The 25,545-nt window shown below is 44.0% G+C and carries 29 protein-coding genes; 16 read left to right on the forward strand and 13 right to left on the reverse strand.

Annotated features, from left to right (window positions below):
- Positions 1-2: 2 nt before the first annotated feature.
- The 6 genes from agaV to INR79_RS06070 all read right to left on the reverse strand — a co-directional run bounded on the left by agaV (position 3) and on the right by INR79_RS06070 (position 6,604).
- Positions 3-479, reverse strand: coding sequence for a PTS N-acetylgalactosamine transporter subunit IIB (agaV, locus tag INR79_RS06045; protein ID WP_045961470.1), 477 nt, complete (start codon positions 477-479; stop codon positions 3-5).
- A 2-nt stretch (positions 480-481) separates the two neighbouring features.
- Positions 482-1,654 carry an SIS domain-containing protein gene (locus tag INR79_RS06050; RefSeq protein WP_223096378.1) on the reverse strand — a complete coding sequence of 391 codons (1,173 nt, stop codon included), beginning with the start codon at positions 1,652-1,654 and terminating at the stop codon, positions 482-484.
- Positions 1,654-2,961 carry a D-tagatose-bisphosphate aldolase, class II, non-catalytic subunit gene (locus INR79_RS06055; protein ID WP_223096379.1) on the reverse strand — a complete coding sequence of 436 codons (1,308 nt, stop codon included), beginning with the start codon at positions 2,959-2,961 and terminating at the stop codon, positions 1,654-1,656. Before INR79_RS06055 ends, INR79_RS06050 begins: the two co-directional genes overlap by 1 nt.
- 8 nt (positions 2,962-2,969) lie before the next feature.
- Positions 2,970-3,746: a transcriptional repressor AgaR gene (agaR, locus tag INR79_RS06060; protein WP_223096380.1), complete on the reverse strand. Its 777-nt coding sequence runs from the start codon at positions 3,744-3,746 to the stop codon at positions 2,970-2,972.
- Between the two features lie 360 nt (positions 3,747-4,106).
- A complete protein-coding gene (agaR, locus tag INR79_RS06065) occupies positions 4,107-4,886 on the reverse strand; it encodes a transcriptional repressor AgaR (RefSeq protein ID WP_022550142.1) in 780 nt (259 codons plus the stop codon).
- 173 nt (positions 4,887-5,059) lie between these two features.
- Complete coding sequence (locus tag INR79_RS06070) at positions 5,060-6,604, reverse strand: purple acid phosphatase family protein (RefSeq protein ID WP_223096381.1); 1,545 nt, start codon at positions 6,602-6,604, stop codon at positions 5,060-5,062.
- Positions 6,605-7,406: 802 nt separating this feature from the next.
- Between INR79_RS06070 and INR79_RS06075 the strand changes: the two genes are divergently transcribed.
- From INR79_RS06075 to INR79_RS06090, 4 genes are all read left to right on the forward strand, one after another.
- Entirely contained in the window at positions 7,407-8,069 is a 663-nt protein-coding gene (locus tag INR79_RS06075) for a DNA alkylation repair protein (RefSeq protein WP_223096382.1), read from the forward strand.
- A 144-nt stretch (positions 8,070-8,213) separates the two neighbouring features.
- Positions 8,214-8,570: a hypothetical protein gene (locus tag INR79_RS06080; RefSeq protein ID WP_022601322.1), complete on the forward strand. Its 357-nt coding sequence runs from the start codon at positions 8,214-8,216 to the stop codon at positions 8,568-8,570.
- 558 nt (positions 8,571-9,128) lie between these two features.
- The gene (locus INR79_RS06085; protein ID WP_223096383.1) at positions 9,129-9,554 is read left to right on the forward strand and encodes a hypothetical protein; all 426 of its coding nucleotides are present in this window, start codon (positions 9,129-9,131) and stop codon (positions 9,552-9,554) included.
- Positions 9,555-9,793: 239 nt separating this feature from the next.
- Positions 9,794-10,090, forward strand: coding sequence for a GNAT family N-acetyltransferase (locus tag INR79_RS06090; protein WP_223096385.1), 297 nt, complete (start codon positions 9,794-9,796; stop codon positions 10,088-10,090).
- Positions 10,091-10,181: 91 nt separating this feature from the next.
- Here INR79_RS06090 and INR79_RS06095 read toward each other — a convergent pair whose 3' ends face one another.
- Both INR79_RS06095 and INR79_RS06100 read right to left on the reverse strand, forming a co-directional pair.
- Positions 10,182-10,382: a hypothetical protein gene (locus INR79_RS06095; RefSeq protein ID WP_022601326.1), complete on the reverse strand. Its 201-nt coding sequence runs from the start codon at positions 10,380-10,382 to the stop codon at positions 10,182-10,184.
- A gap of 308 nt (positions 10,383-10,690) precedes the next feature.
- Positions 10,691-11,236, reverse strand: a complete 546-nt coding sequence (locus INR79_RS06100; RefSeq protein WP_223096387.1) for a TetR/AcrR family transcriptional regulator — start codon at positions 11,234-11,236, stop codon at positions 10,691-10,693.
- 94 nt (positions 11,237-11,330) lie between these two features.
- Between INR79_RS06100 and INR79_RS06105 the strand changes: the two genes are divergently transcribed.
- The 12 genes from INR79_RS06105 (at position 11,331) to INR79_RS06160 (ending at position 20,050) form a co-directional block, all read left to right on the forward strand.
- The gene (locus INR79_RS06105; RefSeq protein ID WP_223096388.1) at positions 11,331-11,789 is read left to right on the forward strand and encodes an HPP family protein; all 459 of its coding nucleotides are present in this window, start codon (positions 11,331-11,333) and stop codon (positions 11,787-11,789) included.
- Positions 11,790-11,887: 98 nt separating this feature from the next.
- Positions 11,888-12,094 carry a 4-oxalocrotonate tautomerase DmpI gene (gene dmpI / locus INR79_RS06110; protein ID WP_022550148.1) on the forward strand — a complete coding sequence of 69 codons (207 nt, stop codon included), beginning with the start codon at positions 11,888-11,890 and terminating at the stop codon, positions 12,092-12,094.
- 127 nt (positions 12,095-12,221) lie between these two features.
- The gene (locus tag INR79_RS06115) at positions 12,222-12,545 is read left to right on the forward strand and encodes a helix-turn-helix transcriptional regulator (protein ID WP_223096389.1); all 324 of its coding nucleotides are present in this window, start codon (positions 12,222-12,224) and stop codon (positions 12,543-12,545) included.
- Between the two features lie 165 nt (positions 12,546-12,710).
- Positions 12,711-12,995 (forward strand): MazG nucleotide pyrophosphohydrolase domain-containing protein, encoded by a 285-nt coding sequence (locus INR79_RS06120; protein WP_022612092.1) that lies wholly within the window; start codon positions 12,711-12,713, stop codon positions 12,993-12,995.
- Positions 12,996-13,008: 13 nt separating this feature from the next.
- Positions 13,009-13,362 carry a VOC family protein gene (locus INR79_RS06125; protein WP_223096390.1) on the forward strand — a complete coding sequence of 118 codons (354 nt, stop codon included), beginning with the start codon at positions 13,009-13,011 and terminating at the stop codon, positions 13,360-13,362.
- Positions 13,363-13,442: 80 nt separating this feature from the next.
- Positions 13,443-13,937 (forward strand): GNAT family N-acetyltransferase, encoded by a 495-nt coding sequence (locus INR79_RS06130; protein ID WP_223096391.1) that lies wholly within the window; start codon positions 13,443-13,445, stop codon positions 13,935-13,937.
- 272 nt (positions 13,938-14,209) lie between these two features.
- The gene (locus tag INR79_RS06135; protein WP_223096392.1) at positions 14,210-15,826 is read left to right on the forward strand and encodes a hypothetical protein; all 1,617 of its coding nucleotides are present in this window, start codon (positions 14,210-14,212) and stop codon (positions 15,824-15,826) included.
- A 244-nt stretch (positions 15,827-16,070) separates the two neighbouring features.
- Complete coding sequence (locus tag INR79_RS06140; protein ID WP_223096393.1) at positions 16,071-16,493, forward strand: GNAT family N-acetyltransferase; 423 nt, start codon at positions 16,071-16,073, stop codon at positions 16,491-16,493.
- Positions 16,494-16,537: 44 nt separating this feature from the next.
- The gene (locus tag INR79_RS06145; protein WP_223096394.1) at positions 16,538-16,975 is read left to right on the forward strand and encodes a GFA family protein; all 438 of its coding nucleotides are present in this window, start codon (positions 16,538-16,540) and stop codon (positions 16,973-16,975) included.
- A gap of 338 nt (positions 16,976-17,313) precedes the next feature.
- On the forward strand, positions 17,314-17,829 hold the full coding sequence (locus INR79_RS06150) for an adenylate kinase (protein ID WP_223096395.1): 516 nt from the start codon (positions 17,314-17,316) through the stop codon (positions 17,827-17,829).
- 128 nt (positions 17,830-17,957) lie between these two features.
- Positions 17,958-18,338, forward strand: coding sequence for a GFA family protein (locus INR79_RS06155; protein ID WP_223096396.1), 381 nt, complete (start codon positions 17,958-17,960; stop codon positions 18,336-18,338).
- Between the two features lie 383 nt (positions 18,339-18,721).
- Positions 18,722-20,050 (forward strand): thrombospondin type 3 repeat-containing protein, encoded by a 1,329-nt coding sequence (locus INR79_RS06160; RefSeq protein WP_022550155.1) that lies wholly within the window; start codon positions 18,722-18,724, stop codon positions 20,048-20,050.
- A 45-nt stretch (positions 20,051-20,095) separates the two neighbouring features.
- Here INR79_RS06160 and INR79_RS06165 read toward each other — a convergent pair whose 3' ends face one another.
- The 5 genes from INR79_RS06165 to INR79_RS06185 form a co-directional block, all read right to left on the reverse strand.
- Positions 20,096-21,388 carry a hypothetical protein gene (locus INR79_RS06165; protein WP_223096398.1) on the reverse strand — a complete coding sequence of 431 codons (1,293 nt, stop codon included), beginning with the start codon at positions 21,386-21,388 and terminating at the stop codon, positions 20,096-20,098.
- A gap of 3 nt (positions 21,389-21,391) precedes the next feature.
- Positions 21,392-22,129: an ABC transporter ATP-binding protein gene (locus INR79_RS06170; RefSeq protein ID WP_223096400.1), complete on the reverse strand. Its 738-nt coding sequence runs from the start codon at positions 22,127-22,129 to the stop codon at positions 21,392-21,394.
- A complete protein-coding gene (locus tag INR79_RS06175; protein ID WP_223096402.1) occupies positions 22,122-23,165 on the reverse strand; it encodes a FecCD family ABC transporter permease in 1,044 nt (347 codons plus the stop codon). Before INR79_RS06175 ends, INR79_RS06170 begins: the two co-directional genes overlap by 8 nt.
- Positions 23,165-24,226, reverse strand: coding sequence for an ABC transporter substrate-binding protein (locus tag INR79_RS06180; protein WP_223096404.1), 1,062 nt, complete (start codon positions 24,224-24,226; stop codon positions 23,165-23,167). Before INR79_RS06180 ends, INR79_RS06175 begins: the two co-directional genes overlap by 1 nt.
- A gap of 202 nt (positions 24,227-24,428) precedes the next feature.
- Positions 24,429-25,220: a hypothetical protein gene (locus INR79_RS06185; protein WP_004399179.1), complete on the reverse strand. Its 792-nt coding sequence runs from the start codon at positions 25,218-25,220 to the stop codon at positions 24,429-24,431.
- Between the last annotated feature and the right edge of the window lie 325 nt (positions 25,221-25,545).

Raw genomic sequence — 25,545 nt, forward strand, 5'->3', positions numbered from 1 at the left:
CTTTATTGAATCAGCGTAAAGAGGTCGGTCGCGCTTTCTGTCGGCACACCCTGAACGGTGCAGCTCACGCCAAGCGCTTTGAGTTTTTGAAACTCTTCAACGTCTCCGGCATCCACCGAAACCGTTTTAGAAATCTGTTTTTTACCTTCCACGTAATGCATGTTTCCGACATTGATGTTGGTGATGGGCACACCGCCCTCAACCAGCTGGCGGAACTCTTTGGGTGTGCGGCAAACTAGGAGGATCCGCTGTCTGTCGGCAGCTTTGTGAATCGTGTCGACGGTTTTCTGCACGGTCCAGAATCGGATAGCGATGCCGTCTGCCAGCACCATTTCCATCAGGTTTTGTTGAATGGTGTCGTCAGCGACTTCGTCATTAACAACCACCACGATATTGGCGTCCGCAAAGCCAACCCATTGCACGCCGACTTGCCCGTGAACCAGACGTTCGTCGATTCGACTTAAAACGATATTTGCCATGATTAATTCCTTTTATTGCCGTGGATAAATGGGTGGATGGTGACGCCTTGCACCACACGGTTAACTTCTCCGGTCGGGCACGGGTTGTCCGGTCCCAGCCCTAACTGAAGGGATTTTTCAAATGCCAGCATTTGGCAGAACAAGATGTAGGGGAAGCAGAGCCAGGCTTCGCCAAGATTGGTTTTCCCCAGTTCGAATACGTCGCTGTTGTCTAATGCGCCGTCAGTAATCGCGATATGGCGCAGCGCTTGCTTATCTCTGCGAATTTCATTGAACAGATCCATGTCGTACTGGCGGGTATAGGTGTCACTGGAAAAAAGCTGGATAACCAGTGCTTTGTCGTTGATGGTGAATTTCGGACCATGACGAAAGCCCAAAGAAGAATCGAAAGCCGTCATGACTGCTCCAGCACTGAGTTCTAATGACTTCAGAGAAGCTTCGCGCGCTAACCCACTGAATCCACCACTTCCAAGCACAATCAGGCGCTCGTAGGGTAAGGTTGCCAGTGACTTAATCGCGACCTGCCACTGTTTGATTTTTTGTTCGCACAAATCGGCAATGGTGTTGATTTTTTCTGAAGATCGGGTTGTTGTGTGACCACCTAGCAAGGTCAGGGTCGACATCAACATGCAGGTGAAACTGGATGTCATAGCAAAGCTTTGGTCGTTTGAGCCTTCTGGCATAAGCAGGCAATGAGCATTGGAAACCGTGTCCGCGTATCGGGACAGCGCACCGCTTGCGTTGCAGGTTAAAAACAGATGAAAGCTTTCTGGAACGAGCTGATTGACCAGTTCCACTGCCGCAACACTTTCTGGGCTGTTTCCAGAACGGGCGTACGAGACCAGAAGCGTCGGGCAATTCGGATTAATGTATTGCTCCGGGTTAGAAACCAAATCGGTCGTCGGGATGGATTCAACCTGAAAACCTAATCCTGCCTGAAGGAAAGGCACCGCAGCGTCGCCAACAAAAGCAGAAGTTCCCGCACCAGTCAGAATGATGCGAAGATCGGGTCTTGATAACAAAGGCGACAGAAAAGCGCTGGTGGTTTCGGTTTGCGATTCTATCTGGCTTGCAAGCTTCCGCCATAGTCGCGGTTGATGCTCAATTTCCCTAGCGGTGTGAATACCATTTCGGCTCTCAAGCCAGTCGGTTTCGTAGCCTAAAAATGTGGTCATTAAATCGTCTCCTTGCACGCCGCTGAATTGGAATAACACGCACTGGAGTAGACTTGAGTCACTTCCATGATCTTGTGAATGACAATGTCAGCGGGCTGATTTTGAATTTGGTTTTGAAGGATGGCTTTCGCTTGATTGGGCAGATACTGGCTGAGCAATGTCAGAGGTAATGGACTTGCCAGTAAGTTGCTAAATAAAACCTGTTGTGCGCTCTGAACCTCAGGGTGTGTCCAGTAATAACGAATGCGATCGCTTAGGCTGTAGCTGCAATCCAGAAACTGTTGATGACCTTTGCTGGCATAGTGGGAGCGCCAGTAGTCCGGCTCTTCGCGCATCACCTGTTCTACTGTATCGCGAAGGTGAGAAGCTTGATGACTGCCAAGCCATTCCCGTTCGGCACGTTCCAGACCATAGAAGGCTTCACGCAGAGCAAAAGTGAGGGCAGGACCGACTTTCAGAATGGCAAAGTGGTCGTGAACCAGCTCGTGATATGCCGTTGGGTTCTGGTAATCGGTCGAGTGCGCTTCGAATACCAGATGGGGCTGTTCCTCTATCATCTTACTTAGCGACTGAGCGGCGTCGCTCTGGTAGTGATGAATTGAGTGATGGTCGAACTCCACGCCGGGTTGTACGACAAGCCCAATAATGCGCTGCCAGACGTGCTCTAAACCTACGTCAGTGAATGCCTGATAATGCGCATCTAGGGTGGCGGTGGCTTCTTCTGGCTTGGTGACTTCCAACCCTTCTTGTTCGAGAGATTCAAGAGCCCCGCCGGGAGTCGGAACTTCTGTCCCTATCACATACAAAGGTGCTTCTCCGCCAGTTTCTTTCCACGCATTTTCAGCCACCAGACAAAGCTGGGCTGCGCGTTCCGCCATAATGGTTTCACCCAGTGGCGTAACATCGTCAGCGCAGGACATAGAGCAGTCGAGATGAATTTTCTTGAATCCGGCACTCACGTAGTCGTGAATCATCTGCGCTGAATTTTCCATTGCCTGACGAGCACTAAGGTGCTGCCAGCAGTTTGGACCAAGGTGATCACCGCCCAGCACAATCTTTTCAACTGGGAAGTTGTGTTGACCTGCGAGCTGATAAACGTGGCTGGCGAAATCTTTGGGTGTCATTCCTGTATAGCCTCCAAACTGGTTCACTTGATTGGAGGTGGCTTCGATCAGAACCAATTGATTGTCCCTGGCGGCTTGCCTGATAGCGGCTTCCAAAACCAGAGGGTGGGCAGAGCACACGGAATAGATCCCAGTGGAATGCCCTTGTTTATGTTGTTCAATCAATGACTGTAGCGTTTTCATATTGGTTCCTAGTTAACGGTTTGGTCCGCGAGAATGACGTCGACACCCATGTCGATTAATGCCTGATGAGTTGCAGCAGGGATGTTGCTGTCGGTGACCAGAATGTCGATCTGGCTTGCTGCCCGAATCATGCAAAAGCTTTTGCGCCCAAACTTGCTTGAGTCGGTCACCGCGATGATTTGGCGCGCGGCATCACACATGGTGCGGTTGATTTGTGCTTCCTGACTGTCCGGTGTGGTGATGCCAGCCGCGAGGTCAAAACCATCGACACCCAGAAACAGTTTGTCGAACAGATAAGAACGGATCTGCTGCTCGCCATGGTGTCCAGTCAGTGAACACGAAGCGCGGCGCAGGCTTCCTCCAACTACGTGCAGGTCGATTTGCTCGTTGCTGCTCAGTTGGTAAGCCGTGTTCAGGGCGTTGGTTAAAACGATAAGGTGTTTCTTTTGAGTCAGGTGCTGTGGCATCAGCCCGATTGTGGAACCTGAATCCATAATGATGGCTTCGCCGTCCTGTATGAGCTGTGCAGCCGCAAAGGCGATTTGCTGTTTGGTACTGCGGTTAAGTTGGTCTTTTCGGTAAAGTGGCTGGTCGAATGCAAAATTGGGATTGAGGTTTGCACCACCGTAGCAGCGGAACACACAACCTTCTTTTTCCAGCACATTGAGATCATGGCGAATGGTCACGGTCGACACATCAAACTGGCTGGCAAAAGTCTCCACTTTTCCTGAGCCATTAGAACGAATCTGCTCCATGATTTTTTGCCGTCTTTCAGTACTGGTCATCGCATTGCCTTCTCAGTTATTCACCAGTTTCCAACTGGTGTTGCTGTTTTCTGTGGAGCATTACAGCAGGCAATTTGAATCAAAAATGAAAGGTCGATCACAGGAGGTCTTCTTTCGTTTTGGAGGTGAAAACCCTTTCGTTTCAGGGTAAGTGAAAGCCTTGACTTTCGTTTTTCTGGTGGAATTTTGTTTATTCGTTAGGATTTGGGGTTTCAGAACTGAAAGGCGAATTGAAACCACGCTCAATCATTAAATTTCGAATTGGCTCATGCGTGAGATCACAATTTATGAAAGTGAGGGCGATTTCTGATCGAGCTGAAAAGAAAAAATTGAGTGAAATGGGTGGAGACGGTGAGTGGATTATTCTTTCGGAATATCTACTATCCGTACGTCGACCCCTTTGGCTTTTAGGCTCTCAAGATAGTCTTGAGGTATTCCGCTGTCGGTAATCAGCATATCGATTTCTTCGGGGCGGGCGATGGAGCAGAAGCTCTGGCGATTGAACTTAGAAGAGTCGGTAATGGCTATCACGGTTTGCGCCGCTTCAAGCATTCTTCGGTTAATAGCGGCTTCTCCCTGATGCGGCGTGCTGATCCCTGCGTCTTTATCAAAACCATCGACACCGACAAACAGAATATTGAAGTGATAACCACCCAACAGGTGTTCCCCAGCAGAACCGTGGAGAGAGTAGGAGTTCTTGCGCAACATTCCGCCTGTAACCATCACGTCTACTTCGTTCTGATTGGCGAGGTGGTAAGCGATATTGATGCCGTTGGTCATCACTGTGAGGTTGCGTTTTCCTTTTAAGTGATGGGCAATCTGCTCAGTGGTGGAGCCAGAGTCCAGCAAAATGGTGTCTCCATCCTGAATCAGGTTAGCCGCATAAGCCCCCAATGCCGATTTGATGCGGTTGTTGATTTGCTGTTTGTCGTTGAGAGGCTGATCGAAAGCAAACTGGCGATTTAACCGAGCTCCGCCGTAGCAACGTGTAACGCAGCCTTGTTTTTCAAGGCAGTTCAGGTCGTGGCGAATGGTGACTTTAGAAACGTTGAACCGCGCTGCAAACTCATTCACATCACCCTGCTGGTGGGTTTGAATATGAGTCAAAATAGCTTCTCGGCGCTTTTCGGTTTCGGTCATTGCGATTTGAGTTGTTATTGTTACTAAACTCAGTTTAGCTTACGAGATATCGGAGCCACAATGCGCTTATTCTCAAAATGCTCAATATCAATGCCTTATGAAAGGGCATCTAATAAAAGAAAAGTGCCAATAAAGGTTGCTTGTCTTTATTGGCACAGGTAGCTCAACAGATCCTAGTTAGTTAAGGTGACTACGTCGTCGTAAACTCTTCGCTCCCAGCTTTGAATTTGACCAGCATCATTCATGATTGGGAAGACATAAACAGGCGAGATTTCTGCCGACCATGTTCCTTTGGTGTCCTTGCTTACGTTAACTTCAAGGTGACCATAGTGCTTTCCGCCGCTGACCAGCTTTTTGCCTTTCCAGGTTTCAGGCGCATCAAGGTGAGCCAGAAAGACTTGATGCGGATTATCCAGAGGCACATCGTATTTTCCGTCTTTACCAAAGTAAGGACCACGAAGCCCGTCACCACCAATACCAACATCGTAGAAATGAATGCCTTCGACAACCGAGTGCTCGTACATTTCATCATGCCCGGCAAATACCGCGTCTACGCCGTATTTCTTGAACAGTGGAGTCAGTATTCGAACGGGTACACCAGACTGGTTGTCTTCGCCTTTTTCAAACCCCTGGCTTCCTGTCGGGAACCCATGTGGCCCTACTGAGTAAGGAACATGATGGAACTGAACAAAGGTAAACTGGCTGGTTTTCTGGGCATCTGCCAGTTGTTTCTCTAACCATTGGTATTGCTCAGAACCCGGGTTGAAGTCGGGGGCATTTATCCCAGACAATCGCCAGTTGGTGTCTTGGCTGGACTTGTCTTTTTTGCCATCAGACGTGTCTATCGTGATGTAGGTTACAGGTCCGTAGTCGACACGGTAGTATCGGTCTTTAAATGCAGAACGCTTGCTGCCGTTGTCCGGTACATCAAAATAGGCTTGATAACGGGCGATGGCTTGTGCTGAAAACTCTTCCACGTATTCTTTCGCTCCTCCGTCTGGTCCTGGGTAGTTTTCATGGTTTCCAAGTGCGGGAAGGATCGGAACGCGTGATGCGAGAGTACCTAACTCTCCAGAGTTATGTCGCCAAAACTCGTCCCAGTCTCGCTGCTCATTGCCTGATTCAACCAAATCTCCGGCAATGGCGACAAAGTCTGGTTTTCGGTCCGCTATGACATTGAGATTCTGTTGGTAGCCGACAGTCTGATCAACAATGTACTGCCTGTTAAAGTCACCAAAAGGTTCTGACCAGCGGCGGGTTTTTCCAGTAGATTCTGGCTCTGTTTCAGAATCTGAGTACACCATAAACCGAACACTGCCATCCTGATTTGGCGCTGTCGTAAGGGTCGCGTTATAGGTTTGACCATTTTGAGTCACGCTATAGTTGTATTCAGTACCTGCATCCAACCCTGTTACTGTGATGCTATGGATATAAGGTGCTTTCTGGTTGGGCAAAGTGCTGCCAAATTTCTCAATTTCAGTTGGAAAGTACTCCAGTGCTTTCGCTAACTGAGGTGTTGATTCGAACGAGACAGGCTTATTTCCCTGCCACAATTTGACTTCTCCTGGTGCGTTTTCGTTCGATAGCCACATGATTGTCATCCCGCTATCTGTTGGGTTCTGCAAATACGGGTGGACACGAAATGCTGAGTTTGTATCCGCTAAAGTACCAATACTAAAACTACTAAGCAGACATACTGTAAACCATCTGTGTTTCATGTTTTCTCCTTGCTTAACATAGGAATTGAGGGCTTAAAGCAATATTTAAACAGTTAGAGATATAAATATTATTAAGGTGGATCACACTTAAAGGACTTCTTTTAAAAATGAAATTAACTTTCAGTTTAACTAAATCGAAATCTGAATTTTAGGGAGTGAGAAATTAAGTTATTGAGTAATATGGAAAGAAAAGAAAATTTTAGTTTGAAAACGAAACTTGTCTGTCATTAAAATGCTACATTTATTTCCAATCTCATTAAGATGGATGTCACAATCTAGCGATTGCGGTCTGTTTCTTATGCGCTTATATTGTTTTGTTTTTGTGTTAACTGATTGATATTTAGTACTTAACTTTGGTTTTATAACTGAATTGTTTATGAAATAAATGAAAATTGTCATAGAAGTAAGACATTCGGATCTATTTAATGTGATTATTATTTCAAATAATTAATTTCTAAAAATAAACTTTTAACTTAATCACATTTTGTTTGTTTTTTGAATTTGTCTGATGGTGATAAATTAATTCCCAGACCAGTCTCTAAAGATTATTAAATAGCCTTAAAGGTTAATCGTTAAAGCGGAGTTAATGGAATAAAGATCACGATGAATTAAAGTTTAACTACGAGTTATATCTGGCTTTATTTTTCACGTGACAACTCGGGAAAAGGTGCCTGAAGCCATCGTATTGGTTAAATAGATGCAGAATGCGTGGCATAACGTTACTCTGAGTCGTCTTATGGGATTGTGTGGTAGCCTAAAGCGAAGTAATAGTTCGTATGTCGTTTTTTTAAAAGGAGTTTTCGTGAGCATATACCAATCTATTGAGGCGGAGCTGAGTAAGGTTGACTATCCAAACCAAAGGGTGCGCACAAGTCAGGTGCGTGGTATCTCGGCGAAGGTATACAAAACCCTCGAAAGCAAAGATATTCGCGATGTGCTTTCGGTTTGTGAAGAGTTACTCGAAAAGAGAGACTGGGCGTACGGTGTTATTGCTTACGATTGGGCATTTCGGGTGAAAAGCCAATACACATTGGAAACATTCACTACTTTTGAACGCTGGCTTTTCACGTTCATTACCGATTGGAACGATTGCGACGACTTTTGTACTCATGCGTTTGGAGAGTTGGTTAGACAACACAATGAGTTGTTTGAAAAGATCCTAAGTTGGGTCGAGCACGATAATTTTGCCGTCAGAAGAGCGGCGGCTGTAGTACTCATATACCCAATTAACAGAGGTTCGTATAAGGGGTTGAATGCGTTCCAAATTAGCGATCTGCTACTCAAAGACGAACATTATCTGGTTCAGAAAGGCTATGGCTGGCTGCTGAAAGTACTTTCTAGAAAAGAGCCTCAACTAGTCAAAGACTATTTGAAATCCAATCACAATCAGATGCCTCGAACAGCCTTTCGTTACGCATTAGAAAACTTTGACAAGCACACACGTCAGGAGTTTATGGTGCTTTGATTGAGTTATGAATTTTAACTCTTGGCATTTATGTTCTGAGTTTCGTATTTAAGCTTTATTCGAGAAAGTGGTGCTTTCGACGTGCACCATTCATTCCGTAGCATGTGACAATTGAAAGCAAAATTGTATGAGGAACATTTCATTTTGAGAACACCGACTTATTTAAAACTAGATGGCAAGACAGTTGCAAGAATAACGGACTACAGTTTCGAGACACCTTGGGCTAGCGGCAATGCTGAGTTTTCAGATATCTCTATTCTGATGAAACTCACAAATATTACCTCTATGCAGATCTATGATCAGGAATTAGAATCGCTTGATTTAGATGATGATGAAGAAGATAGTTTATGGGAAGCCAAGCTTTCGGAGCTTGAGCTGACATCAAGCGACCTTAAGTTAGTTCATGATGGTCGATGGTCTGTATCTACTGAAGACAGAGAAGATTGCCCCATATACTCTCCAAAATTTTATGTGCAGGGAGTGATGAATTGGCGTTGGTGACTTCATGAAAATAAGGAGCTTTCGGTATTTTCGTAAATAATGTGCCACAAAAGTTTACGGTTTCTAACGAAAATACATCCGACATATCGAACTGATTTGAATCTTTACTGTTTGTATATACAGTGCTAGTGTTATTTCTAGCATGCTTTTTAGGCGTGTTTATAGATGGGCTACGGAGAAGTTAGATGGTTAAAGGAAGTTGTCATTGTGGGAATGTTCAGTTGTCGGTTGAAAAGTTCAACCAGACAGCGGTGAGCTGTAATTGCTCAATTTGTTCAAGGTATGCGTCCATTTGGGGGTTTTATACTGAGGCAACGGTTGAAGTGTCGGTAGGGCATGATGGCATAGACAGCTATTGTCACGGTGATAAATACATTAACTTCAATAGATGCAGCAAATGCGGGTGTATCACACACTACACATCGACAACTCCAGGTCCTGATTCCAGACTCGCTGTTAATTATCGAATGTTTCCAGGTTTCTTTACGTCAGACGTTAAAGTTCGGCTCTTTGACGGCGCTGATACTTGGCAATTCTTCGACGAATCATAGTATTTAAATGAAGATCACAATAGATAGTATTGAAACCCTTTCTAGAGATATTACCTATAATGATGGACTTAACTTTGGGCGGTTCGTATCAAAAGAAGTTCAGGTTTATCCCTATGAATATGTTATCTCAAAATTCGATTTTATTGATCTAATGTCTGGCTCTTATGAAAAATGTGTTGATGAAATCATGCAGGATGATTTGAATTACAATGAGGTTTCTGTATTTGGTAAAATGAATTATTCAGCCATCGATGACGCATTTAAATACCCTAGAGAGCTTGCGGAAGTGATTGAAACGTTCTTTGTTAGAGAATTATTTAGTAAAACCTTAGATTATTCTTCTAATAAGAAGTTTGTACTTAATAGTACAGAGAGTATTGAAGTAGATATTGAAAAAATAATTATATCCGGTCGATGTTTCTTGAATAAATAATCGCTCAAAAATTTACTTGATAGCCAATTTTAGTGATAGAGATATTCGCTGTTGTACTGCATTTTTATCTTTTTCGAAAGTAAAATTCATCTAACATTAAGATGTTTTTATAAGGATGGGTAATGGAAATATTCACCGCAACAAAAGATGACTTGGAAGTTCTGGCTGATTTAAACAAACAACTGATCCGAGATGAAGGACACAGGTACTTAAAGAATAAATGAGAGCTACTGCTTAGAATGGAACGTTGGTTAACTCATGAGTATTCGGCAGCATTGTTTAAGTACGACAACGAGACTCTTGGTTATGTTTTGTGGCGAGATCATGCAGATTTTGTCTATGTCCGTCAGTTTTTTATCTGTGATAAGTTTCGAAAGCGTGGCTTTGGCGGAAGAGCATTCAAGGTAGTTAAAGAAGAGTACTGGAATTCGAAAAGGTTACGCTTAGAAGTATTAGTCCACAACAAGCGTGCACTAGGATTTTGGAAATCAGTAGGGTTCAATGAGTATAGTGTTACTCTTGAACAAGAGAAGTAGTTATGGTCTGAGCTAAAGGCTAGTTCGAGACGTACTTTTTACTACACTCAACCCCATCAAGGACGGGGCTGAATAGAAGATAGCGCTGATATTAAAGAGCGTATCTAGCCAGTTCGTGTGAGTATATCTTCTGACCATTGAAGGTATTTTCATACACTGCGTCTTGTTCAATGTATGACCAAGCGTGAACGTTAGAACCGGTCTGAATCGCAAGGCGAGCGATTACAGTATTGATGTTGCGACCAGAGTGATCTTTGCGTGAAGCAAATAGTGATTTTAAAGATGCTAGCATGAGTTTCTTCTGTTGTAACAAAGTGACTAAAATTCGAGCGCAAAGATACTCGCTGATCAAAATGTGATCAATGTCTAATTTGTGGTTTTACTCAGCTTTTACTTCTTTAAAACATAGTTGCTGATATTTGCCAGCAAGCAGTTAACAATTTATCGATAATGAGCTCATGTTTTTTTGTATCCAATGCATGCATTGAATACAGTTGAGTTTGCTGTTGTTGCTTCTCAAAAAGGCTATCTTTGCTCTGGTCAAGAGCAATGAGAGGATGCTGGCTTTGTGAACACATGATAGCTACTTGCGCCTGATCGTTAAAACCACCGCAAAATATTCAAGCTGCTGGAGATGGCATGAGAGTAATTTCCGGTGACATAGGCTGTTGTAATTGCCCCTTCCTTGAGTAAACAAATGGCATCCAAAAGTTCTTCGGAATTGCTTTTTAATTTACTCTTAATCAACTGCCGAACCTGTTCTTTGTGATGCTTGCAGTATTGCGAAATATCGCTGTTGGGATCGCTGAATTCCGCTGACGTGTTGATAAAGAAACAGCCTCTGAAATCGCCAAGTTGTCTTTCATTGTTGGTGAACCAACTGTTCAGTGAAGTAAATAACACGTCCACAAGCTCTCGGTCAGACTCTACTCCTTCAAGTTTTCCCTCCAACCAGTTTATGAAGGTTTGGTGTCTTCGATTCAACGCAGCAAGGACCAATTCATCTTTGCTATTAAAATGGCTGTATAACGTTCTTTTGGCTACCCCAGACTCCTTTAGTATTTCATTGATACCAATAGAATTTATGCCTAATCGATAAAAAAGGTCTAACGCGGTGTCCAGTAACTGCTCTCTCTTCTTGCTCATTGATCCTCCGTAGTCTGAGAGTATCTTGACATTAGTATACCAGTCTGTCTACTATCGAAAGTAGACAACTTGTTCTACTTTTATCGAGGTATGTATGAATCATTATTCTCTTTCTGTGATTGCTGGGCTTGGTGCGGCGTTAACCATTGGTCTGCTGTCCTTTTTTGATGCAAATATTCACGATGTGGCGATGGTTATGGCACCATTTGGTGCAACGGCTGTTTTAGTGTTTGGGGTGCCAAATAGCCCACTGGCTCAACCAAAGAATGTGATTTTAGGGCATTTGATTACCGCTTTTATTGGAGTGGCGTTTTCTCAATATATGGATGTGACGCCTGTAACTCTGGGGATTGCTACTGGTTTAGGCGTTACCGCAATGTTGGTTACTAAAACGACTCATCCACCTGCTGGCGCGAACCCTATTCTCATTATGTTGTCTGGGCAGGGGTGGCTGTTCTTGTTAACTCCGGTATTGATGGGTTCTGTTTTTATTGTGGTGATGGCAAAAGGTCTGGAATCTCTAAAAAGTTTTCAGTCAAAAACGACACATTGACTGGAGGTATCCACCAGATTCTCAGTTTTTCGAGAGTTAAATAGAATAGATGTTGATACGATGGTTTTGTGCAACCAATGAATTTAAAGGAGTAAATCATGCCCTTCATTGCTTTTGAATCCGGTCAACTTACCGACGAAGTAAAAGAACAGCTTATTGAAAAGCTGACCGAAGTTTCTGTAGAAATTACAGGCATACCCAAAGAGCTCTTTCTTGTCTCCATACGTGAACAACCAGACAAAAACATTGCCGTTGGCGGAAAAAGTGTAGAAAAAATCAAAGAAGAGCTAGCCAATAAATCATAGAAAGCAGGGCATTAGGGCTGAGATATGGCGCTGTAATGACGTAGTGTTGTCACAATAGTGTCGTATCGGGGAAAGGATTTTCTAAGATAATGAACAAAGCTCTAATACGAAGGATATGGTGGCATAGATGAAAGTTGATAAAGAGACGCTAAAGCGACTGAGAAAATCAAATGCGTGGAGTCAGGCACACCTTGCTCAGGTAAGCGGAATCAGCTTGAGAACTATTCAACGCATCGAAAAATCGGGTATTGCTTCTCCTGAATCTGTTAAGTCTCTCTGTGCTACGTTTGGTGTCCGGGTAAATGATCTAAAAGTAGCGGAGTCGTTTCAGGAAGAAGCAGTTCCGACACTTTCTGGCTTACTGAAGTACCGCATCTCACATATGGATAGAGGTGCGACTCTCATCGCGTATGGCATTGCGTTCACTATCGCTTTTATCCTCACTTTTTAAGAATCTTTGCTAGGTAAAAATTAAGACAAATTAGATCCCCGTAACCAATCTAACGAATTTCGCCGAATAGCTTAAATATTTTAGTAGCTTGTGGCACTCTAACGGCGTATTACATTGCCATTTATGTAAGCGTTACCAATCTGAAGAAATTACAACTAGAACGTTATGAAATTATCTGAGTTACAAAAGCACATTAAAGAATTTGATCATGCACCCGATCAGCCAGAGCATTATTTTCTTAAGCTGATTGAAGAAGTAGGGGAGCTGTCTGAGTCGATTCGCGGAGGAAGAACGGGTCAGCCGGAGTTAAGTCAGTTGAAAGGGTCTGTGGCTGAAGAGCTCTACGATGTTCTGTATTACGTATGCGCGCTCGCCAACATCTACGACGTGGACCTAGAAAGAACACATGAACTTAAAGAAGTGTTGAACAAAGCTAAATACAACCGATAAAGCGGAGGTAAACATGAAAATTTTGATGATGAGAATTCCATGCAAAAACCTGAAAGAGGCAGAAGCTTTTTATTCAGAAAAACTGGGATGGCAGAAAATTTTTGGTTCAGAGCCTGAGGGTTATATTGGCTATCAACTTGATAATGTTCAGGTGCTTTTGGAGCCTGAAGAAATCGGTGAATTCGAATGTGGAAGATACCTTGGCTTCAGTTTGGAAGTTGAGGATATAAATCACTATTACGAAGAAACCAAGAAAAAGGGTGTGACTTTCATTGGCTCGCCTGAAAAGCAAGACTGGGGTGGCATCATGACGCACATAGAGGATTGCAGCAAGAACTCGTTTTCAATTGTTCAGTCTGACGAGTAAGGCGTATTTAGTTACTAACAATGCGCACGCTCTTAAACCCTTGAGCTGGCTAAACCAATCGATATGGAGAGAAAGTGTCAATGATCAAATCTGCGCGCCTAGAGCTTAGGAAATTTATTCCCAGCGATAAGGAACCGATGCTTTCTCTTCTGCAGGATAAAGACTTTATGGCGTTTTCTCCTACTGGGGTCATGACAAAGCAGCAAGCTGAGTTACGTTTCCAAGGCTTGCTCGACGCCTTTTCAAAAAAAGGCATCGGTAAGTTTGCGGTCATTGAGAGTGTGAGCGCTGAACTTATCGGTTATTGCGGAATCGAGTCGTTTCAGTACAAAGAAGAAGAGGTTGTAGAGCTGGGCTATCGCATAAAGAAGTCGGCAAGAGGGCAAGGGTATGCACAAGAAGCAAGCCAAGCAGCATTACGTTTTGCAAAACAATCTGGTTACACGCAAGTGATTGCTTTAGCTGAATTGGATAATGCCGCATCACATCATATTTTGTATAAACTCGGCTTTGAAGCTAGTGAGAAAGGACACTATCAAAACATGCCCGTTCAGTATTTTGAGAAATACCTCTAGAAAAATTTACTCCAGAGTCATTAAGCCACTTCATTGACCGCGAAGGTTTTATACCCCGATTCTTGATGTCAGATTAGAGATATGAGTCTCTTCAATAAGTTACGTGAATGTCGGCTGTCTCTAATTTGAGATTTTTGATAATACTGTAACAAAAACAATAGTAATGATTATCGTTTCAATGAAAATGTAGGTGCTTTATTGCATAGGTGCGAGGTGTTTTTTCTTTTAAAAATCAATGCTTCGCAAATATTCAAAAAATTAAAAGAATGCTTATGACCTCTTCAATCGATAATACACTTCAGTTGGTTAGTCAGCCAAATGTAACAAAACCAAATGCATCAAAAATCTCAACTCAGCTCATGTTAGCCGTACTATCAATTTCACTGACTGCTTGTGGTGGTGGATCGAGTGACGGAAACGATACCACTAACAATTTGGGCGACAACTCACCAAGTACAAAAGTACCTACAACCACTTCAACAGAAGTACTTGAGTACGCATCAAAAGAAACTCAGCTCTTCTATTTAGAGTTTTTTTCCAACTCTGCTGAACTAGGTAGCCTTACAAGAGTTAATAACACCTATCGCGAAGATAAGATTGAAAGAATTAACTCAGATGGAAGCTTAGAAAACATCAGCACGGATGCGACTCAATCTGTTACTCAGTTCATCAATAATGAGTGGCGCACCTTTCAAAGCCAGCGCATCCTGGTTATTGAAAACGATAGGTTACTAGGCAGCATGCACGAAGACTTCATTAGTGATTCCCAGCATTTATTCGAGGGTAAAGTGGTGAGCTTAGCGGGATTGCCTATGTATAAATATTTGCCATCGTCGAATGATATGATTCCCCAATCCGCTACTTTTGGTCCTGGTGCGAAAGCGATAGAGACAAAAGAGTATATACTTCAAGATACTTACTTTGCTTGGCTCAACAGCACGCGCATTAGGTTATTGAATGAGGAAGCCTTGGTCCATTACGATTATGGAGATGGTAATGCGGTAAAATTAACCACTTTATCTCCATCACACCTTGTTAATGAGGCGAGTAAAACAAACGATCTATTTAACTCTGTTGAAGGCTTTACCAACGGTGCCTATAAGACTCAGATGATTGCCGATGGGAGTCTCAAATCTTTTTATCGTGTTGGCGATAAAGACAGCTCTTTTGCAACAGCTCAAGAAGCCCATTCAGGCACTTGGCAGTGGGAAGACCTTAACGGTCAGAATGCCATTGTATTTTCGCTTGATATTCATAAGAACTTTTCTGTTCCTAAATCTATGTACGCCTTAGTAAATGGTCAGGTGGTGCATGGAAGTAAATTACCGTCGGGATCTCTGCTTACAGAGAAAGTCCCTAGTGCTTATGATAGGAATTACATCATTGAAAATGGCTATTTTTTTAATGAGGAAGCCAAGCAGGACATTCTTAAGGTCCTTACCTTTAATCAAGCTATTTGTAACAAGGGTGACAAAAGTTTAAGCGATTCAAGTTTGTCGTCGATTGATCTTCAGAATGCAGCGGGGGGATGTAACATCGAACCTGATGTTCATTTTGAAGAATCAGACATTCGTAATAAAACCTTTGCTTTGGAGTACAACCCACATTTAGATATTGACGAACTTGAGTTTAAGTCAGATGTTTATGGTAACAATAAAGTAGTGGGTTTTGGCTCAGAGCATGAATTGCTTTCAGAAATGACTTGGGAGTTGGAGCCATTAACAAATCGATTGATCATTAAAGATGCAGCTGATCAAGGTAAGTTCAAATGGGAGTGGGTTTTAACCAGTCGCGACAATGGTTCACTTAATGTGAAGGCACTGAGAAAATCCTCAATTCCAGGCAACAATAGTCATATTGAAAGCTTTGTACTCTACGAAGTCTATTAGCAGTAGGTTAGAAGAACGATAACAATCGTAAGGAGCGTGTCAGACGATGCGCTCTTATTGATCATTACTGATTAAAACGTGTGGTATATGCCACATTTCATGGAGTGGAGGAAATTTCAAAACTAAGGGGAGTATTTTGGTTTTCTCATTACCCTACTATTCAATTTTGTTGAAATTAAGAGAATTTTTAGACAGAGTTTATCTCATGTTTCATCAGTATCTATGTATCAAGGAGGATACGTTGATGCAAGGGTATACAATAACTACAAATCCTGAAGATCTGGATATAGAAGTCGTTTATGACGTTATATCAAACAGTTATTGGGCGGCTGGAATACCCAAACAAACTCTTGAGAAAGCGATATCAAATTCCCTTTGTTTTGGTGTGTATGACTCTGCTGGAGCGCAGGTAGGGTTTGCACGTGTAATAACTGATAGGGCGACATTTGCCTATCTGGGTGATGTATTTGTTACGCAAGAACATCAAGGTTTAGGGATAGGTAAATGGCTAATAGAGACAGTAGTCTCTCACTCTGAACTCCAAGGGTTGAGACGAATGTTTCTCGCCACAAGAGATGCTCATGGTCTTTACAAACAATTCGGTTTCGAAGCGGTAGAAAATCCAGATATTCTGATGCAAATTTGGCAGCCAGATGTATACAGATAGAAGACCAGAGACACGAACTAGTATTCTTAAACGGGAGCTATCTTATGGAAAAAGACGATTTCAGGGTAGGGAGTTGCCTTTGCGGTTCTGTTCAAATTGAGATTCCAAAAAGCCAAGTAGATCTTGGGGTATGTCATTGCACGAACTGTCAGAGGTGGAGTGGCGGTCCACTGTTTGAAATCGAGGGCGGAACAAATGTGCGTTTTAAAGGTGAAGAATACATTGCTGAATATCAGTCGTCTAAATGGGCTGTAAGAGGCTTCTGTAAAAAATGCGGCAGCCATTTGTTTATTCGAGACGAAAACACTGGTGAGTATGGTATTCCTCCTGGCTTGTTCGAGGATGAAACTGGTCTGACGCTGAATCGGCAGGTTTTTGTTGATCATAAGCCAACGTATTATTCCTTCTCGGATGATACTAGAAACATTACGAGTGAATTTATATACAAACACTTCCCACATGTAAGAGAAGACAAGTCTTAGAAGCCTGAATTTCATTAGGTATTTCCAGGTTCTGCCTAAAGTTATCGGTATTGAGTCACCCACTTCCATTTAGGCAAACCAATCCTAGCGCAAAAGAATTCATAATAGATAGCTCTCGAAAGACACACCGAATATGAGTGTGAATTTATATAGTGGTTGACAGAGTGCTCGCGCTGGTTAAGGATAAAACAATGAATATGACGACAACGCTACTTAAATCTCGAATTATCATCATTCCATAGGAATGGTGGGATTCTGACGCGTTGTATTTTGAACCCACCCAAGAGGTGGGTTTTCTGTATCTGTCTCTTGGTGGCAAACAACATTAAGGAGGCAGTATGAAAAAAATCGCGGTATTTGGGAAACCAGGCAGCGGGAAATCCACTTTAAGTAAGCGCCTTTCATCGGCAACCGGTATTCCCTTGCATCCGCTGGATTCGATCGTTTATCAGCCAAACGGAGAACTGACAGATCGAAAGGTTTTTGACGAAAAGCATCAGGAAATACTGACTTCTGAATCCTGGATCATCGATGGGTTAGGACCTCTTGGCTCTTTTAACCAAAGGCTGGAAGCAGCGGATACCTTGATCTACATAAATCTTCCCTATTCTGCCAGCTACTGGTGGGTGACAAAGCGGTTGTTGAAAGGGGTACTTGTAAAACCAGAGGGTTGGCCAGACGGAAGCTCAGTACTGAAGGGAAGCATACAAAGCTACAAAATGCTCAAGTTGTCACCAAAGTTTTGGAATGAAGACTTTCAAAGTCGTTTGGAAAGTATCTCTGAAGGGAAGTCGCTGCATGTTATTCGCTCTGTCGCAGATCTAAAAGGCTTCATCGAGCAGCAATTTGGCTAATCCTGAATGTTGTGCTGGGAAAGAAAACCGAACGCTCCAACAATCCACAACTCTGCTGACAGTTATTGTCAGCTTGTGGATCTACTCTCTGAGTGGGCATAGACCACGGATGGAGTGGAGGAAATCTCATGATTCAGGGAAGTTGTTGTTGCGGTGCCGTTAAGTTTGTTCTTAATGCTAAACCCAAATTTTTAGGTATTTGCCATTGCAGTCGCTGTAGAAAGCTTGGCACGTCAGAGTTTTTTATGGTCGATAAAGCGAGCTTTGAGTGGGTAGAGGGTAAAGAGTTTGTTGAGGTATACCGGGCAAAACCTCCATTTATCTATGATCGCTGTTTTTGCAGTAAATGCGGATCTAACTTAGGTGAAATGCTTTCTGATGTTGAATCGTTTCCTATTGCTGCGAATACTCTGGATACAGACCTAGAAATGAAAGTGACTTATCAGGAACATGCGTCATCCAGACCTGTTTGGCAATCGCTTCACCCCGGAGCAAAAGTTTCTCAATAGCTCGTTCGTGATTAGCTCATTCTCGATCTGATTTATTTCGATTTAGCGCAGCTCTTTGGTTGCGCTATTCGCGGCAGCTACATTGAAACGTCGAAGAGTCGTTTTCACTTTTCCTCATTGATTTTGATTCGACAAAGGTAGTATCTGGCTCGTGTAAGATGACACCAAGCATCAAAGTAATAAAACTGTAAATAGTGAAATGTGCTGGCTAGATTTATTTCTATAGTGATCAATTTAAGATAATGATCAATATACAGGCTGATGAGCTAGTCGAGTGATGAAATTAAAGTGTGACTTTGGATTGGCTACGGGATATTTAATACTGCAGGAAAAATCTGTTTCCATTACATATGAGCGTGATTGTATAACCAATGGAAATGATTATGATAAATGCAATTCTAATGTCGGCGTTGGCAACGTCTTTTCTCCCACTTGATCAAGCATCAACAGAAGCTCCGGCATTACTGGAAGCAGAAACATCGGTTCTGGCTCAGGCTGTTAATCAGGCAGCATACAACCCTCTCTGCCAGACTATTCAGCTGGATTCATCTTATAACGCAACGTTAAACACAAACGGCGGCGTGTGCGTTCATTTTTCTGTAACCGAGCCAACCAAAATCACCAGCATTATGGCGCAACTTGATGCCGCTACTGATGCGTCGCTCAAGCTTTACCATCATACAAATGGTCAATTTAAGCAGATTGGTACGGAATCGGTAGCTGCTGGTACAGGCAGTGAAGTTCTGCATAGCCTGAATCAGCCGGGTGAGTACTACTGGCAAATCACGGTAAACAAAGCAACAAACGACGCGATTCTATTTGGTTCTATTACAACAAAACATTTCGATGAGCATGAAGTAAACGACACATTTGAAACATCGACGCCTTTCCTGAATGGCTGGCATAGTGTGACTGCCAACATGGATACGGGAATTGATGCCGATTATTTCCTTTACAAGGCGAACAGCACAGATGGTATCAAACTTTTCTTAGATGACCAGCTTGCTCCGAACAGCTGGACGCTGGAAGTTCTGCGTGTGAATGCCAACAACTGGGTTGAATACCAAGGCGGTGTTGAGCACTTGATTCTTGGTCTAGCCAAAGATGAACAAATGCTGGTTCGTGTTACAGCAAACCCTGCGGCAACCGCAACAACCGAATCTTACGCGTTGTCTGTGGGAGCTCCGAAGGTGGTGTCTCCAGACTACAAATACGCACCGGGCAACTTCTCTGGTAGCGTGAGCCTACAGGGTCGAGTGAACAAAAATACGTACTTCAATGCTGCATCGCCATACGATACATTGAAATCCTTTGTGATCATGCCTCGTAGTGACATCAGCCCATCGTTGAACTGTCGTATTCGTCTATACGATGCAACAAACACGCAGATTGGTATGTATGGCTGTGATCGCCCAAGACAGGTTAACTTCAGTGAAATGAACGAGTACCAAAAACCTATTCGAGCACACTTGGAAATGTACCATGCAGATTTTGCTGACCGCTCAACTGTGTATTACAACATCGGCTTGAATGCATCGTTCAACTACATTGAAGATCTGGATAACGATGGTATGCCTAAGTCGTTTGAAACGAAATACGGTTTGAACGATCTTACAGCATTGGATGCGGCTCTGGATACCGATGGTGATGGCGTCACTAACCTTAAGGAATATCAGGCAGAGACTGACCCAACAGATCCATTAAGCAAGTAATCAGCGCTTAAGAAAAACAACCCCGCAGCGATGCGGGGTTGTTTTTTATACATTGACTATGGCGTGTTTCCGGTGACGAACCAGACCGATACAAATGTCCCTTAGCAATCCATTCTTGTTAGCGCCGTGATCCGGGTAGCGATGGTAGTCGTCTCCGTTATGAACGACAATCTTCCCACCGCGACCGTCATCAGTCGGGTATTGCCAAAGCCAGTCGGAAGGCTTGGGATCGCTTTCCGTTCCCACATGAGTTAACGCAATACCATCTTCTGGCATGTCGGAATAGCCGCGACTGTATTGACCGAATACGCCTTCCCAGCCGTCAAAGCCTTCGGGCATTTTGCTGAAGAAGCCATATGGATCATTGGCAACGCGAACTTTCAGATTTGGAAAGGGTCTGGGTGGCACGGTTCTGAATGGTTTCAACACTGGTAGCCATTCAATGACAGTTTCGGTATTGATAACGAGCTGACCACCTTGCTTGAGATAGTTCATAAACTCTGCCTGTCGTGTGCGCAGATAGATCTGGTCGCAGATTCTGGGAACAACAATCACATCACTGTTCCAAACCCTTTCATCAATCTCGTAAACAGACTGGAAACGTATGCGTCCGGGGGTATTCACAAATGTGTCTTGTAAATACGGCGGCTCGTTTTCCGTTTCAATGTCGCTGCTAGATAAATAGGTCACTGTAAATTCAGGCACCTGTTCTCTGTCGATCCCGAGTTCTCGGTTCAGCCAGGGATAGAACCCATCAATTAAACGCTTTGCAGCAGGCATGAATCTCTGACCATTGTGGCTATGTGGATCAAGCGTGGTTAACAACACACGGCCACCGTTTGGGAGATCGGGAAAATCGACCATAACCGAGCCTTGGTCCTCTTCCATGTTAAGAAGAGAGATGCCCGAGTGATTCGTATTGAATACGCCATGCCAGTGCCATTTCATGTCGTCGAACGAGACGAAATCAAACAGGTTATGTTCTGGATTAGGTAGGTAAAGCTCAATGTGCCCATCGGGTTTTGTCCACCATAGCCAGTCACTGATCCGTTTGTTTTCCCATGTCACATCGACTGCGGTCAACCATTGGTCGATGTTCTTAACAGGAAAGGCAATTAAGAAACCTCCGGATTCGACATAGGCGTTGATTTGCCGGGCATGCTTTTCCAACTGCGAGCCGTTTGTGTGGCAAGAAATGATCACCGCCGCGTACTGAGTTAAGTCCGTACTCGGCAGGTCATTCAGGTAGATCATGTCATCCATCCAATGGGCGTAATCTCGGAATGACAAGATTTGGGAGCCGCAGCCCCACGTAATATAAGCAATCTTTTTATTCATGGGTTACATCTCAAATCGAGGGGCAAGGGTCACGGAGTCGTCGGACTGAAATACCGCTTTATCCACTCTGATGCCATACAGTTTGGTGAGATTCTCTGAATTCAGAGTGGTCTCCGTAGTGCCGTGCAGATACTGGCTCTGACCATTCATCAAAAGCACATGAGTGGCGGTTTCCAGAGCATGTTGGGGCATGTGAGTGGTGTAAACCACCGTCATCCCCAGTTCCTGATTAAGCTGTCGGATCTTACTGAGTACTATCGCCTGATTGTGGTAATCCAGCGCAGAACATGGCTCATCTAGGATCAGAATGTCACACTCTGATGTCAGTGCCTGAGCGATCATCACCAGTTGCTTCTGCCCGCCACTAAGCTGATTAAAGTTGCGTTCGTGAAGGTGATGAATCTGCATCATTTCCAGGTAATGATGAGCCAGTTCAAAATCTTTAGTGCTCGGTGAGCCAGTCAGTCCCAGATATCGCGCCCGTCCCATCAGAACAATATCGAGCACGGAGTAGCTAAATGGCATATCAAAAAGCTGAGGTACATAGCCAATGATTCCATCGGTACTGACGCTTCCACTGTCTGGCTTTTTATTCCCAATCAAAGCATTGAGCAAGGTGGTTTTTCCTACACCATTTGCCCCCATAATGGCGAGAACTTCTCCCTGAGTGATGTTCAGCTCATAACCGCTTAGGATCTCAGTATCCCCCGCTTTGAGTACGAGGTTTTGTACTTTAATCATTGTTCCACCCGCTGTTTGAGTGCGCCTTTCGCAGAATGAACGCGAACAGGGGAACACCGATAAGGGAGGTCATGATTCCAATTGGAATTTCAGCGTCAGATGCCGTTCGTGCCGTATTATCGATGACCAGCATAAAGATGGCACCGATAAGCCCGGAAACGGGAATAAGCCGAATGTGATTCGCCCCTGCCAGAAAGCGCGCAATATGAGGGATGATCAATCCGACCCAACCGATAGCGCCAGCGGTGGCAACCACACCGGATGAGATCACAGCCATCGCAACCAAAATGATCCACCGTATTTTGTTGAACGGCGAGCCCAGAGCTTTGGCTCTCTCCTCACCCATTGAGATGATGTTCATCTGGTAACGAAGCAGATAAATCATAATGGACGCTGGGATCACGGTAATGGCAAGTAAGGCAAGCGAGTCGTAACCGACGGAAGCTATGCTGCCCATCAGCCAGTACGTAATGGACGGCAGTTTTGAAAACGGGTCTGCCAGCAATTTAATGATGGAGATAGCCGCACCAAAGAAAGTCGATATGATCACGCCAACCAGAACCAGCGAAAGCACTGAAGTTCTGCCATTGACTCTGGCCAGAAGCATGACCGCAAAAACGCTTAACATACCGAACACGAATGCCAGAAGCAGTGTGATGAGTGTGTTTTCAAATAACAGGATAGCGAGTGTTCCGCCAAATGCCGCGCCTGACGTCACCCCAATAATGCTGGAGTCAACGAGCGGGTTTCGGAACAGACCTTGTGCGGCAACGCCAGAAACAGCCAGACCAACACCAATCAGGATGCCAGCCAAAATTCTCGGCATGCGAATCAGTTCGACGATGCGTTGTTCAATAGGGGACCAGTCAACATCGGTTGAAGCAACCAGATTATCCAGCAGAATGAACATCACCTTTGAAAGGCTTATTTCGTAGCGCCCGAGAGTTGCGGAATAGAGGGTCAGAAAGAACAAAGCGATCAGCAGTGCATAGATCGCTTTGTCTTTGGTCACCCGATAATTGGTGTGAACCGTCATTATTTCAAGCCAAACTTCTCAGTGTATCCAGTGCTGACACCGTTTTGATCCATCTGCATGATCTGCGTGTATTGCTTGTCAGTAATATCCACGCCGTAGATGGTTTTGTAGGCGTCTTTAACTTTTGATGAGAACTGAGTTTTTTCGAATTGATCTGCGTGCGCGATCTGAGCAAGCCACTGCATGGTCAGATAGGCTTCAGAAGCGTCTGGAGAGCGGTTAAACAGAGGCACTTTGTACACTTGCTTTTTCTTCACCGCATCAACGTCTGCTAACAATTCATTGCTGTAAAAATCGTTTGGTGTAAGTTCTTCTGCCCAGGCAGGGATAACGATCACCGAAGGGTTCCAGATGTACATCTGTTCCAGGTTGATGGTTTTCCACCATTCGGCTTTGTCGTCCTGGCCAACGTTATTGATACCAGCAATACTGTGGTCAGTTGAGTTGTTGGCAACAATGCGGATGTCCTGACCAAGCTTGTCTACTTCGAGCATCTTAGGATAAGCACTTTTCGCGACAGAGCTTAGCGTGCCCTTTAGCTGGCTATTGGCATCGCGTGCAATGTTCACGATCATTTCAGCTCGTTCAGATTGCCCCGAAATTTCGCCAGACATGATGACCGTATTCTCTCTGTCTTCATTGCTGCAGCATCCCCATGTAGCGACAGTCAGACCAACACGCTCTAGTGGTTCGCTGAGTTTAGGATCGTATTCCCACTGGAAAATGATGTCAGGGTTGTTCTTGAGTATCGCCTCTACGTTAGGAACAAATTTGTCCTTTGCGGCGTTAGCCTGAACGGTTTTAAAATGAGGGAAAAATTCTGCATAGAGACCGTTGTTGATGCTCTTTTGAGATTTTTCCGTAATGTTGACAATGGTTTCCGGCTTTAAAGTCACGGCACTGTAAATAATAGGCGCAGAGCTTGCGATAGCGACCACGCGCTCAGGGTGGTTTTTAAGGGTAATCTCTTTGCCACGGCTGTCTTTAAACGTAACTTCCGCATTGGCAGTGCCTGAAGCAAGCAAAATAGCTGAAATAGCTAGTACTTTATAATTTGTCATTATTTTATTCCGTTGTGATAACTGCGCGTTACGCTATCAGAAATGATAATTATTATCAATAATATCAGTAATGAGTTGGGCTCATCTTTTTTATTGAGACAACGGAGGAGCTTTCAGAAAGAGAAATGGTAAAGCTGGCTTCTGAACTTGCTGTCAGAAGCCAAATAGATTGAGGCGCTAAGACCTACAGACTTTAGAATCGTCAGAAAAATAAGCTAAATGAAGTAACGCCAGAAATGACGACAAGAGTGGCAGTGATCCCGTACTGCGCACTAGGCGTGATGATATGCCGGGTTAAATTAGGGGCAACCATAAAGTTGGAGCCGCCCCAGTCTCTGTCTTTCATGTGGAAACACAAGCTCAGAAACATCAGATGGCTTGAGGTTACGATTCGTGCATGGAAAAAATCGTCAGCAAATATCGCAATGGCGATAGACGCAGTTTGTGTGATGAGCAGAGTCAGCTTAGGCAGAACCCACTTGTACTCTACTAACAGCATTTGCAGTACCCACGCACAGTAGAGCACGATAAGTTGCCATGGAACACTGGTGCCAAACAAGATGATGGAACCACTGTCGTCTAAGTAAGTTTGTTTGCTGCCCGCCAGCCAAACGTAAATAGAAATAGCGAGGTAAGCCGATAGAAAGAAAGAGGCATGCGCTTGCTTTTTCCATTGCACGTACAAAAAGCCAATGGTATGCGCAATGATGAAAGCCATCATGCCTTTATCAAAGCTCTCAAGGCTGATGAGCTCAGTCAGCAGCATGAAACAAAGCAAGTTAAAGCTTGTTTCTAAGAAGAAGATTCGTTTTAGTTCGCGTGCGTTATCGACAGGCTTAACCAAAGGCCACAGAAGAGCTGGCAAGATTATAGTGAGAAAGAACCCTACCCAAACCGAGCTTTCTACCAGTGAGTAAAAACCTTGTGCATAGAGCAGACAAAACAGCAGGAAAAGCAGCGAAGAGAGTGGTGGGTAATAAGGGCTGTTAGTCATACATTTCTTCTGTTGAAGCGATTAAAGTGTCGCCAAGGTGTTTGATTTATTTAACCTGGTTGCTGAGCTGCCAAGCAGAATCCAACACAATACCTATTCACTTTCCTTTGAGGTTCAATGGCAAAGCGGAGAAGTGTAGCGGAAACCCGAGACTAAATACATAGCCATATTCGAGTTCATTCAAATCATCTCTATTAACTGACCGATAACATGCGCAGGCAACATGGAAACATACATGCTGGTAGATCGTGCTTTATCATCATCAAATTTAACGTCGCGAATTGTCCGCCATTTTGAATAAAATGTCAGCGATTTTATGAATTCA

Source organism: Vibrio sp. SCSIO 43132 (assembly GCF_019904195.1).
Taxonomy (GTDB): domain Bacteria; phylum Pseudomonadota; class Gammaproteobacteria; order Enterobacterales; family Vibrionaceae; genus Vibrio; species Vibrio nigripulchritudo.

Excerpts from the sequence above, each read along its gene's own strand:
- INR79_RS06140 (WP_223096393.1), top strand. The coding sequence starts at position 16,071 with ATGCAAGGGTATACAATAACTACAAATCCTGAAGATCTGGATATAGAA.
- INR79_RS06175 (WP_223096402.1), bottom strand. The coding sequence starts at position 23,165 with ATGACGGTTCACACCAATTATCGGGTGACCAAAGACAAAGCGATCTAT.
- INR79_RS06105 (WP_223096388.1), top strand. The coding sequence starts at position 11,331 with ATGAATCATTATTCTCTTTCTGTGATTGCTGGGCTTGGTGCGGCGTTA.
- agaR (WP_022550142.1), bottom strand. The coding sequence starts at position 4,886 with ATGACCGAAACCGAAAAGCGCCGAGAAGCTATTTTGACTCATATTCAA.
- INR79_RS06085 (WP_223096383.1), top strand. The coding sequence starts at position 9,129 with ATGAAGATCACAATAGATAGTATTGAAACCCTTTCTAGAGATATTACC.
- INR79_RS06180 (WP_223096404.1), bottom strand. The coding sequence starts at position 24,226 with ATGACAAATTATAAAGTACTAGCTATTTCAGCTATTTTGCTTGCTTCA.
- INR79_RS06170 (WP_223096400.1), bottom strand. The coding sequence starts at position 22,129 with ATGATTAAAGTACAAAACCTCGTACTCAAAGCGGGGGATACTGAGATC.
- INR79_RS06050 (WP_223096378.1), bottom strand. The coding sequence starts at position 1,654 with ATGACCACATTTTTAGGCTACGAAACCGACTGGCTTGAGAGCCGAAAT.
- INR79_RS06115 (WP_223096389.1), top strand. The coding sequence starts at position 12,222 with ATGAAAGTTGATAAAGAGACGCTAAAGCGACTGAGAAAATCAAATGCG.
- INR79_RS06070 (WP_223096381.1), bottom strand. The coding sequence starts at position 6,604 with ATGAAACACAGATGGTTTACAGTATGTCTGCTTAGTAGTTTTAGTATT.
- INR79_RS06155 (WP_223096396.1), top strand. The coding sequence starts at position 17,958 with ATGATTCAGGGAAGTTGTTGTTGCGGTGCCGTTAAGTTTGTTCTTAAT.
- agaV (WP_045961470.1), bottom strand. The coding sequence starts at position 479 with ATGGCAAATATCGTTTTAAGTCGAATCGACGAACGTCTGGTTCACGGG.
- INR79_RS06100 (WP_223096387.1), bottom strand. The coding sequence starts at position 11,236 with ATGAGCAAGAAGAGAGAGCAGTTACTGGACACCGCGTTAGACCTTTTT.
- INR79_RS06135 (WP_223096392.1), top strand. The coding sequence starts at position 14,210 with ATGACCTCTTCAATCGATAATACACTTCAGTTGGTTAGTCAGCCAAAT.
- INR79_RS06055 (WP_223096379.1), bottom strand. The coding sequence starts at position 2,961 with ATGAAAACGCTACAGTCATTGATTGAACAACATAAACAAGGGCATTCC.
- INR79_RS06120 (WP_022612092.1), top strand. The coding sequence starts at position 12,711 with ATGAAATTATCTGAGTTACAAAAGCACATTAAAGAATTTGATCATGCA.
- INR79_RS06165 (WP_223096398.1), bottom strand. The coding sequence starts at position 21,388 with ATGAATAAAAAGATTGCTTATATTACGTGGGGCTGCGGCTCCCAAATC.
- INR79_RS06095 (WP_022601326.1), bottom strand. The coding sequence starts at position 10,382 with ATGCTAGCATCTTTAAAATCACTATTTGCTTCACGCAAAGATCACTCT.
- INR79_RS06150 (WP_223096395.1), top strand. The coding sequence starts at position 17,314 with ATGAAAAAAATCGCGGTATTTGGGAAACCAGGCAGCGGGAAATCCACT.
- INR79_RS06090 (WP_223096385.1), top strand. The coding sequence starts at position 9,794 with ATGGAACGTTGGTTAACTCATGAGTATTCGGCAGCATTGTTTAAGTAC.
- INR79_RS06130 (WP_223096391.1), top strand. The coding sequence starts at position 13,443 with ATGATCAAATCTGCGCGCCTAGAGCTTAGGAAATTTATTCCCAGCGAT.
- INR79_RS06160 (WP_022550155.1), top strand. The coding sequence starts at position 18,722 with ATGATAAATGCAATTCTAATGTCGGCGTTGGCAACGTCTTTTCTCCCA.
- INR79_RS06185 (WP_004399179.1), bottom strand. The coding sequence starts at position 25,220 with ATGACTAACAGCCCTTATTACCCACCACTCTCTTCGCTGCTTTTCCTG.
- agaR (WP_223096380.1), bottom strand. The coding sequence starts at position 3,746 with ATGACCAGTACTGAAAGACGGCAAAAAATCATGGAGCAGATTCGTTCT.
- dmpI (WP_022550148.1), top strand. The coding sequence starts at position 11,888 with ATGCCCTTCATTGCTTTTGAATCCGGTCAACTTACCGACGAAGTAAAA.
- INR79_RS06145 (WP_223096394.1), top strand. The coding sequence starts at position 16,538 with ATGGAAAAAGACGATTTCAGGGTAGGGAGTTGCCTTTGCGGTTCTGTT.
- INR79_RS06125 (WP_223096390.1), top strand. The coding sequence starts at position 13,009 with ATGAAAATTTTGATGATGAGAATTCCATGCAAAAACCTGAAAGAGGCA.